This window comes from Microbacterium sp. zg.Y909 (genome assembly GCF_024626565.1).
In genome coordinates this window covers 1-8,847 of the sequence record NZ_JANJFJ010000183.1, presented here as the reverse complement: position 1 = coordinate 8,847, position 8,847 = coordinate 1, and the positions used below count along the sequence as shown (strand labels likewise).

Genomic DNA, 8,847 nt, shown 5'->3' with positions numbered 1-8,847 from the left:
GCACGGGCGAGCCGGTGGGCGACTTCACCACGCGCTTCGTCGCCCCCTCCCGCCACCGCTACAGCGCCCTCACGGCGCTGGACCACTTCCGCGACGTCGCACTGCATGAGGGCCGCGCGCCCGATCCCCGCATGGCGGATGCCGTGGCGGTCGTGCGCGACGCACGCCAGCCGGACGGCACGTGGCTGCAAACCACTCCCCTGGCCGGCCGCACCTGGTTCGACGTGGATGCCGGCGAGGGCGAGCCGTCGAAATGGCTCACCCTCGCCGGCACCCGCGTGCTCGACTGGTGGGACGCCGCAGTCGCCTGATCGGCCGCGCTGTGGCATCCGATCTTCCGCACTCGGCGGTCAGCGGTCCCGCCACAGCTCCCAGGTGCGTTCTGCGATGCGTCGGTAGCGTCGGCGCGGGCCGGCGGTGTCGTGGCCGAACCAGATGACGAACTCCTCGTGGATGATCGTCAGCGTGTCTTCCAGCGAGACGGCGGCATCCATCCTCGCGGCGATCGTCTGCGCCTCGGGTCGGTACTCGTCGATGTTCGCGCCGTCGCAGCAGATATGGAGCGGGTCCTCCTCGAACAGCAGTCGTTCGAGAGCCTGGCCCGCCGCACGGCGGGCGCGCTCGCCCTCAGGCACGGGAGGGCTCGCGGGCATCCCGTCCGTCGAGCATGATCGGCAGGCCGTCGACCTGCGACAGCGCCTGCGCGCGGTTCCTGCGCGCCGCCTGCGCGTGGTCCGCGATGTCGGCAAGCACTTCGTCGGAGTACTCGCCCTTGGCGGCGGCGACGACAGCCGCGTTCGCCCGGTTCTGCAGGGCGAAGAACATCGGCTTGTTCTGCATCGACCGGTCCACCCACTGCGGGCGGTCGAACACCTTCCCCATCTGGATGGTGCCCTCATCGATCCACATCGAGGCGTAGACCTCCGCCGCACCGAGGGCGGCCTGCGTGCCGAGGTCGGCGTCGACCGGGGTGTCGAGCAGGGTGCGCACTTCGCGCTGCAGGTACGGGACGATCGGGGCGACCGCCGCGGCGTCGGCCTCGCTCACGGCCTTGGCCTCGCTGGCGCGTTCGAGCACCTGGCCGACCAGGTCGAGGCGTGAGGTCAGCTCTTCCCGCAGGGCCGGGTCCATCTCCCGTCCGTCGCGCATGGCGAGGGAGTTGTGGAAGACCATCAGCCGCTGCAGGTTGGCGAACATCAGGATCAGCGCATTGAAGCGGTGTTCGTCGGGCGTCATCGTCCGACGCTATCGGATGCCGAGGCGCACGGCTTTGCCCACCGGCGTCCAGGCAAAGAGAAAGCCCCGACCGTTACCACGCGGCCGGGGCGAGACGGATGAGAAATCCGCCTATCGATGTCTACTGTACGCCACTTCCACGGCGCTGCGCGCCACGGGCGGGGCGGCGCCTGCCGTCAGCCGTGCGCCAACTCCTCAAGAACGGGCACGGATGGGCCGGAAACGGCCCGAAAGCAGCCGGATCCGCGCGGTATTGAGGAGTTACAGACGCGCGGGAGTCAGCCCGCCAGTGTGCGCGGACGCCTCAGCGCTTGTGGCGGATGCCGGCGAGGAAGTACGCCGCCGGGCCGATCCAGTTGATCAGGATCACGGGCACCCAGACGGGCTTCGGGCCGCGCACGTCGTCGCCGTCCCGCCACGCCAGGTCCCAGAAAGCCAGGAAGGCGAAGGCCACCTGCACCACACCCAGCAGCCCCAGCGCCACCTTGCCGAACCCCCGCGCTACCGTGGCGACTCCCACCGCCTCCTTGGCGACTCCCAGCGCCTCCTTGGCGCGGTCAGGCAGTTGCACGTCCGTCTTCTTGGCCATCTTCATCTCCCCCGGTCAGCGAGCGGCTCCGCTCCCGACCCACGCTAGCCCTTGGGTGGTCATCGCGCCTCCCTGCGGCCGTTCAGGCCCACTCGGCCCGGCCCTGGCAGACGTCGTCGACCTGGCTGCGCAGGCTTTCCGCCCGGTCCTCGGGCACCTCCAGGGTCAGCGCGACGTCGACGCCATGCTGCACCTGCTCGAGCACGGCACCGTGCGCGTCGAGCTCGCGGCGCACGGCGCCCTCGAACGCGTACGGCACGGTCACCTGCAACACCCGCGTGCGGATCAGCGGCACGCGCTCGGCGCCGAGGAGCGCCTGCGCCACGGCATCCGTGTACGCGCGCACCAAGCCACCCGCGCCCAGCTTCACCCCGCCGAAGTAGCGCACGACGGTCGCGAGCACGCCCTCGAGCTCCTGGTGGCGCAGCACCTCGAGCATGGGGCGGCCGGCGGTGCCGCTGGGCTCGCCGTCGTCGTTGGCGGCGGAGTGGCCGCCGGCCATCAGCGCCCAGCAGATGTGGCGGGCATCCGGATGCTCGGCCCACAGCTCCTGCACGCGGGCCACGGCCTGCTCGCGCCCGGCCACCGGTTCGACGCACCCCAGGAAGCGGCTCTTCTTGATGAGCAGTTCGCTGTGGACGGGTCCCGCGAGGGTGAACGGCATGGGCAGCCGGGGTCAGACGCCCGGTCGGATCGTCAGGTCGGGGATCTGCGCGTCCCGCGGCAGGTCGAGCACGGTGAGGATGCTCGTGACGACCGAGCCCGCATCGATGAAGGCGGCCGGGTCGTAGTCGCGCCCTTCCTGCTCGTGCACGCGCTCCTGCATCGCCGTGGCCGTGCGCCCGGGGTACACCGACGACACCCGCACGCCGTGCGCGGCCTCCTCAGCGCGCAGGCTGTCGGCGAGCGCCTTGAGCCCGTGCTTGGACGCCGCGTAGGCCGCCCACTCGGGCGCCGCACGCAGACCCGCGCCGGAGTTCACGAACACCACCTGACCCTTCGCCGCGCGCAGCGCGGGCAGCAGCAGCCGTGTCAGTTCGGCCGGCGCGACGAGGTTCACGTCGAGCTGCGACGACCACTTCGCGACGGTGAGCTCGGCCACCGGGCCCAGGTCGACAACGCCCGCGACGTGGATCAGCGAGTCCAGCCGGGTGGGGAGCTCCTGCGCGGCGACCGCGGCGGCCAGCTCGCCCGGAGCCGAGAGGTCGGCGACGACGGTGCGCGCTGCGGGGAACCGTTCGCCGAGCTCGGCCGCACGGGCGTCGCTGCGGGCGAGCAGGATGAGATCGTCGCCACGTGCCTGCAGGCGCGCGGCGAGGGCGGCGCCGATGCCGGCGCCGGCGCCGGTGAGAAAGTGCACAGACATACCGTCATCGTCCCACGCCGACGGACCACGGCAGGGACTGGGCGCACTGGGCGCACCGGCGCACCCGACGTAGCATCGGCATCCACCTCTCGACGGGAGCCACAATGAAGCTTCTCCTCACATCCGGCGGGGTCACGAACGACAGCATCCGCGCCGCACTCGTCGGCCTGCTCTGCAAGGACATCGAGGACTCCTCCGCCCTCTGCATCCCCACCGCCCAGTGGGGGCATCCGCTGTGCGGACCCGTCTCGGCCCGCAGCTTCGTCAGCGGGATGCCGCCATCGGGCGGGATGACCTCGCTCCCCTGGCGGTCGGTCGGCTTGCTCGAGCTGACGGCGCCGCCCACCGTTCAGCGGGAGCGCTGGGAGGAATGGGTGCGCGGCGCCGACGTGCTGCTCGTCGACGGCGGTGACGCGACCTACCTCGCCCACTGGATGCGCGAGTCGGGACTGACCGAGCTGCTCCCGTCCCTCTCCGAGACGGTGTGGGTCGGGGTGAGCGCCGGCAGCATGGTGCTGACCCCGCGGATCGGTGACTTCTTCGTCGAGTGGCCGTCGGCGCCGGACGATACGGCGCTGGGGGTCGTCGACTTCTCGATCTTCCCGCACCTCGACGTCTTCCCCACCAACACGATGGATGCCGCCGAGCGGTGGGCCGCGGCGATCGGCGTCCCCGCCTACGTCATGGATGACGAGACCGCGATCCGGGTCGTAGACGGGATCACCGACGTCATTTCGGAGGGGCGCTGGGCGCGGCTCGCGTGAGCCGCGCCCACCGTTGGATCCCGGTGACCGGCCGAGCGTGCGCACCAGAGCTCAGGCGCGCTCGATGGGCAGCCAGAGTTCGCAGGTGGCCTCGGTGAAGTCAGGCGCGCGATCGAGCACGGAAACGATCGAGGGACCGGGACGCAGCCGCCACGGGTTCGAGGGGAACCACTCCGTGGCGGATGCGGCATACGCCTGCTGCAGCGCGGCCGGGTAGGGACCCGCCGCCCGGAAGACCACCCACTGCCCCGCCTCGACGTCGATGGCGTCGAGGTCGTTCGGCACGGGGGCAGCAGCATCGACCGCCACGCCGTGCAGATACGTCAGTTCGCTTCCCTCCGTGTAGTCGGGGTCGACATCGGCGCTGACCTGCAGCAGTCCCGCCGGCTCGGCGCCGCTCAGCTGCTTCAAGCGCTCGTGCGCTGCGGGCGGGAGCGACGCGATGTGCTGCTGGATATGCGGGTTGACCCCGTCATGGATCAGCGGCACGCGGGCGGCGTGTCCGATCAGGCGGAAGGCGGGTCGTTCGATGATGCCGGCATCCATGGGGGTGCTCCCTTCGACGGTCAGGCGGAACCTGAGGTGGGGTTGACTCCGAAGGGGGCCGCCATGGCGGCGGACGTCGCCGTGACTGGCGCCGTGGACCGAGCGGAACGCCCGGCCGAACGCTTCGACCGAGGCGTAGCCGTACCGAACCGCGATCGTGAGCAGTTCCTCGTCGCCCACCACGTCCGCCGCCGCGACGGTCATGCGACGCCGCCGCACGTACTCGGACACCGGCATGCCTGCCAGCGACGAGAACATGCGGCGTGCGTGGTAGCCCGTCGTTCCCATCGCCGCGGCGAGCGCGTCGACGTCCAGGTCCTCATCGAGGCCGTCTTCGATCGCATCGATGAGGCGGTTGAGGATCTCGATCACAGCGACTCCCCCTTCTGCACCCACTCTCGCCGGCACCGGAGCGCGGCGCCCGACTTGTGCGGCCCGGTTCTGTCGGGTCGGAAGGGACTTTCACGCGAGGATCCCCTATTGCGGTCCCAACCCGAGGGGCTTCACCATGATCAGGCACGGCGTCGCCTCTCCCCAGAGGTCAGTCTCCTCCAGGGGGAGGAATCCCCGCTTCTCGTAGAAGAGCCGGGTGAGCGCGTACCCGGCATCCGGATGCGACGGACCGAGCGTCTTCACCTCGAGGAGGCGGACCCCGCGGCTCATCGCATCGGCCTCGATGGCGGCGAGCATCGCCGTTCCGACGCCGGAGCCATGAGCCGCGCGATCGACCACGGTGAGATGGATCTCCGCGACGTGCGGAAAGTGCCGGTCCACCAGAGTGACGCCGACGATCGAGCCGTCGGCGGCGCGTACGGTCCACGTCTCTTTGGTTCGCGCGGCCTCGATGTACTCGGCGTTCGATTCCGGCTGCCCGAACCACTCCGGCACGCTGGCGAGGAGACGCGCGACGTCCTCCGGGACCGCGTGATCCGCGGCCGCTTCCCACGCGGGGCTTTGCACGCCATCCGCACGCGGGGCGGTCGCCCGGAGCTGGGCATGCAGCACTGGTCTGATCCGTGCGTCGCTCACCCGTCAACTCTGCCCAAAATGAGGCAAGAAGCCCAAGAGAATGAAGGAGCCAGGTCACACGTTGAAGCGGAACTCCACCACGTTCCGAAACAGAGCAACGTCTGAGCGATGCGAGGAAGCGCAGAAGCACACTCTCCTGAAACCTCTACTTGCAAATACTGCAAGCAGAGGCAAACGTTGACGGATGAGCGCTCATTTCCCCACTGATCCTCAAGACCAAGAAATCACCACCCCCGATCAGGCTCGGCGGCTCCTCGCTGCCGTCCCGAAAAGACCGCGGCGACAGTTCTCGATCAGTGACCATTTAAGCACCGCAGCAACAGTAGCCTGTTCGTTTCTTGCAGGGCTGATTGCGCTGAGCGGACATCCTTGGTGGGCAATCGTTCCCACCCTTTGCGCACTAATCACTTCACATCACTGGACCGCAAGCCGCCTGTCACGAGCGAACGAGCCTCGCTTCAAACTGGCCATCGTCATCGCGGCCTTCACCGTATGGTTACTCATCCCCGTCTGGAGAGGCATCACTCATGGGGAGACGATCCCCTTCCCTGAAGCCTTCCTCTTCGCCGGTCTCGCGCCGGCATTCTGGTTGGCGTTCTATATCATCCTGCTGATCCGACGCTGAGGCACGCAGGGTCCACACCGAACTCGACGCGCCCCTGGTCACCCCAAAGCGCTTCCTCACGATGGCGCATCGCTACGGCACCACCTTGGTCAGGCTCACACCGGAGGGACAGAAGACGTTTAGAGCTCTTCTCGCCACGATCAATCGAATCGCAGGTCAGTGAGTGACCCTCACGAGACTCGGAGACACGAGAAAGACACAGCCACAGAAAACACCGCCCGGAAATCCCACACAGCGGTTAGGTACAAGGAAAGGGCTGGGTTCAGCAGTTACGCACTGCCAAACCAGCCCTTTCCCGGTCAAGACCTAGTTGTTGAAGCGGAACTCCACGACGTCGCCGTCCTGCATGACGTAGTCCTTGCCCTCCAGGCGCGCCTTGCCCTTCGCTCGGGCCTCGGCGACAGAGCCGGTCTCGACCAGGTCGTCGAACGAGATGACCTCGGCCTTGATGAAGCCCTTCTCGAAGTCGGTGTGGATGACACCGGCAGCCTGCGGCGCCTTCCAGCCCTTGCCGATCGTCCAGGCGCGGGCCTCCTTGGGACCCGCCGTGAGGTATGTCTGCAGGCCCAGCGTGTCGAAGCCGATGCGGGCGAGCTGGTCCAGGCCCGACTCGTCCTGACCGGTGGATGCCAGCAGCTCGGCGGCATCCTCGGGGTCGAGGTCGATGAGCTCGGACTCGATCTTCGCGTCGAGGAACACGGCCTTCGCGGGGGCGACGAGCGCTTCGAGCTCAGCCTTGCGCGCGGCATCCGTCAGCACGGCCTCGTCGACGTTGAAGACGTAGATGAAGGGCTTGGCGGTGAGCAGGCCCAGCTCGCGGATCGGCGTCACGTCGATGCCGGACGACGACAGCAGCTGCCCGCGCTCGAGCGCGTCCTTCGCGGCGAGCGCCGTCTCGAGCACGATGGGCTCCGCCTTCTTGCCGCGCACTTCCTTCTCGTAGCGGGTGATCGCCTTCTCGAGGGTCTGCAAGTCGGCCAACGCCAGCTCGGCGTTGATCGTCTCGAGGTCGTTCTTGGGGTTCACGGCGCCCTCGACGTGCACGACGTCGTCATCGGCGAAGCCGCGCACGACCTGCGCGATGGCGTCGGCCTCGCGGATGTTCGCGAGGAACTGGTTGCCCAGACCCTCCCCCTCGCTGGCGCCGCGCACGATGCCGGCGATGTCGACGAACGACACCGCTGCGGGCAGGATGCGCTCGGAGTGGAAGATCTCGGCGAGCTTGTCCAGGCGCGGATCGGGCAGGTTCACCACCCCGATGTTCGGCTCGATCGTCGCGAACGGGTAGTTCGCCGCGAGCACCTGATTCTTGGTCAGAGCGTTGAACAGGGTGGACTTGCCCACATTGGGCAGTCCGACGATTCCGATGGTAAGAGCCACGGGCATCGAGTCTACGCGGCGGGCGGCACCGGGCCGGACCGGTCAGATGGCGCTGAGCGCCTGATACACCGTGACGATGCTCGCCGCAGCCAGCGCGATCGTGGCCCAGGGCAGGGTGCGACGCAGGCGCCGGCCCGGCTCGGCGACGCCGCGCGGAGGACGCAGCAGCGGGATGCCGTCCTCGCCCGCCGTCTCGGCCCGGCCGTCGCGCCAGCGCTCCCACTGCGCCAGCTTGCCGGTCATCGCGGCGCGCACGCTTGCGAGCCACTCCCAGGTCGCGGGGTCGAGGGTGGCGAGGTCGGCGCGCCGGTAGAAGAACATCCAGTCGTCGACGATCTCGACGTCGAGCTCGGCGGCGTTGTCGATGAAGCGCGCCATGATGTCGGGGGTGAACAGGCACAGCGCGTCGCGCTCGTAGCCCGCAGGGCAGTAGAGGCGGAACACGCGGTCGAAGTCGCCCTCGAGGCGGAGCCGCTGCGCAGCCTTGAAGCCGACCGGCAGGCTGGAATCCCCCAGGCTGTTGGTGCCGACCGCATCGAGAACGATGTGCGGCAGCGGGGTGTCCAGACGCAGGGCGAGGTAGCCCCAGCGCCGCGTCCGTCCGATCCGCGCCCGCCCCTCGCAGCGGATGTTGCCGATCTCCATCGCCCTGGCACGATCGTCGCTCACGACGTCCTGCGCATACCGCGAGCGCACGCGCGGGAAGAGCATGCCGGGTTTGTCGGCCACCACTTCCGTCCGCTGGTACTCCAGGCTGTTCGCGCCGGCGAAGCGGCGCAGGCGATAGGCGCGCTCGTTCTCCGTGCGGGTGCGCAGCGTCGCCGAGATGAGGCCGGCGATGATCACCAGGACCCACAGCCCCAGCATCCCGCCCACCGGCACCGCAGCCCGAGGCCCCGCCGTCGCGGCGAGGAACCCCGTCAGCAGGATGCCGCCGCCGAAGAAGGCCAGCACGAAGGGCGCGAGGATCGCGACGACGAGCACGGTGCCGCAGCCCGAGGCCACCCGGTCTCCCGTGCTCGGGTCGCGGCCGAACTTGCGCACGGCCTTGCGGTCGATCGGCTCGACCAGCGCGGTCGTGTCGAAGTACGTCGTGGCCTGCGCCGTCGTCATCGGTCCCCCCTGGCTCCACTCTGTGAGAAGACTATGGGGCGCGGGAGCGCGGCCGCCAACGTCCACTGGCGGGTGCTGAGACAATGGACCCTGCCGGTCCCGTCCGGCGGAGGAAGGCACCCTGTGAACATCACGCACCTGGAGCGGTTCGTCGCCGTCGCCGATGCGCTGCACTTTCCGCGGGCGGCGGAGAAACTCG

At 69.2% G+C, this 8,847-nt stretch carries 11 protein-coding genes and 1 pseudogene; 3 read left to right on the top strand and 9 right to left on the bottom strand.

The features are described 5' to 3' along the window. Positions 1-311, top strand: a pseudogene (locus tag NQ160_RS13545) (squalene cyclase); the annotation flags it as partial. Between the two features lie 39 nt (positions 312-350). Here the strand turns inward: NQ160_RS13545 and NQ160_RS13540 are convergent. The 5 genes from NQ160_RS13540 to NQ160_RS13520 all read right to left on the bottom strand — a co-directional run bounded on the left by NQ160_RS13540 (position 351) and on the right by NQ160_RS13520 (position 3,191). Continuing rightward, entirely contained in the window at positions 351-653 is a 303-nt protein-coding gene (locus NQ160_RS13540) for a hypothetical protein (RefSeq protein WP_257515745.1), read from the bottom strand. Then, positions 628-1,236: a hypothetical protein gene (locus NQ160_RS13535; protein ID WP_257515744.1), complete on the bottom strand. Its 609-nt coding sequence runs from the start codon at positions 1,234-1,236 to the stop codon at positions 628-630. The genes NQ160_RS13540 and NQ160_RS13535 overlap by 26 nt, the downstream gene beginning before the upstream one ends. A gap of 304 nt (positions 1,237-1,540) precedes the next feature. Next, complete coding sequence (locus NQ160_RS13530) at positions 1,541-1,825, bottom strand: PLDc N-terminal domain-containing protein (RefSeq protein ID WP_257515743.1); 285 nt, start codon at positions 1,823-1,825, stop codon at positions 1,541-1,543. A gap of 82 nt (positions 1,826-1,907) precedes the next feature. Then, positions 1,908-2,489 carry an IMPACT family protein gene (locus NQ160_RS13525; protein WP_257515742.1) on the bottom strand — a complete coding sequence of 194 codons (582 nt, stop codon included), beginning with the start codon at positions 2,487-2,489 and terminating at the stop codon, positions 1,908-1,910. 12 nt (positions 2,490-2,501) lie between these two features. Further along, on the bottom strand, positions 2,502-3,191 hold the full coding sequence (locus NQ160_RS13520) for an SDR family oxidoreductase (RefSeq protein ID WP_257515741.1): 690 nt from the start codon (positions 3,189-3,191) through the stop codon (positions 2,502-2,504). A 104-nt stretch (positions 3,192-3,295) separates the two neighbouring features. Between NQ160_RS13520 and NQ160_RS13515 the strand changes: the two genes are divergently transcribed. Continuing rightward, positions 3,296-3,955 (top strand): Type 1 glutamine amidotransferase-like domain-containing protein, encoded by a 660-nt coding sequence (locus NQ160_RS13515; RefSeq protein WP_257515740.1) that lies wholly within the window; start codon positions 3,296-3,298, stop codon positions 3,953-3,955. 51 nt (positions 3,956-4,006) lie between these two features. Here NQ160_RS13515 and NQ160_RS13510 read toward each other — a convergent pair whose 3' ends face one another. After that, positions 4,007-4,873: an AraC family transcriptional regulator gene (locus tag NQ160_RS13510; protein WP_257515739.1), complete on the bottom strand. Its 867-nt coding sequence runs from the start codon at positions 4,871-4,873 to the stop codon at positions 4,007-4,009. A 105-nt stretch (positions 4,874-4,978) separates the two neighbouring features. Beyond that, entirely contained in the window at positions 4,979-5,389 is a 411-nt protein-coding gene (locus tag NQ160_RS13505) for a GNAT family N-acetyltransferase (RefSeq protein WP_257515738.1), read from the bottom strand. A gap of 325 nt (positions 5,390-5,714) precedes the next feature. On the opposite strand from NQ160_RS13505, the gene NQ160_RS13500 reads away from it, so the two are divergent. Continuing rightward, positions 5,715-6,155 carry a hypothetical protein gene (locus NQ160_RS13500; protein WP_257515737.1) on the top strand — a complete coding sequence of 147 codons (441 nt, stop codon included), beginning with the start codon at positions 5,715-5,717 and terminating at the stop codon, positions 6,153-6,155. A 306-nt stretch (positions 6,156-6,461) separates the two neighbouring features. On the opposite strand, the gene ychF is transcribed toward NQ160_RS13500, so the two are convergent. Together ychF and NQ160_RS13490 are read right to left on the bottom strand one after the other, a co-directional pair. Next, positions 6,462-7,535, bottom strand: coding sequence for a redox-regulated ATPase YchF (ychF, locus tag NQ160_RS13495; RefSeq protein WP_257515736.1), 1,074 nt, complete (start codon positions 7,533-7,535; stop codon positions 6,462-6,464). A gap of 42 nt (positions 7,536-7,577) precedes the next feature. Beyond that, positions 7,578-8,648 carry a hypothetical protein gene (locus NQ160_RS13490; RefSeq protein WP_257515735.1) on the bottom strand — a complete coding sequence of 357 codons (1,071 nt, stop codon included), beginning with the start codon at positions 8,646-8,648 and terminating at the stop codon, positions 7,578-7,580. Positions 8,649-8,847: the final 199 nt, after the last annotated feature.

Coding starts and splice junctions, on each gene's coding strand:
- NQ160_RS13540 (WP_257515745.1), bottom strand. CDS start 653: ATGCCCGCGAGCCCTCCCGTGCCTGAGGGCGAGCGCGCCCGCCGTGCG.
- NQ160_RS13535 (WP_257515744.1), bottom strand. CDS start 1,236: ATGACGCCCGACGAACACCGCTTCAATGCGCTGATCCTGATGTTCGCC.
- NQ160_RS13530 (WP_257515743.1), bottom strand. CDS start 1,825: ATGGCCAAGAAGACGGACGTGCAACTGCCTGACCGCGCCAAGGAGGCG.
- NQ160_RS13525 (WP_257515742.1), bottom strand. CDS start 2,489: ATGCCGTTCACCCTCGCGGGACCCGTCCACAGCGAACTGCTCATCAAG.
- NQ160_RS13520 (WP_257515741.1), bottom strand. CDS start 3,191: ATGTCTGTGCACTTTCTCACCGGCGCCGGCGCCGGCATCGGCGCCGCC.
- NQ160_RS13515 (WP_257515740.1), top strand. CDS start 3,296: ATGAAGCTTCTCCTCACATCCGGCGGGGTCACGAACGACAGCATCCGC.
- NQ160_RS13500 (WP_257515737.1), top strand. CDS start 5,715: ATGAGCGCTCATTTCCCCACTGATCCTCAAGACCAAGAAATCACCACC.
- NQ160_RS13490 (WP_257515735.1), bottom strand. CDS start 8,648: ATGACGACGGCGCAGGCCACGACGTACTTCGACACGACCGCGCTGGTC.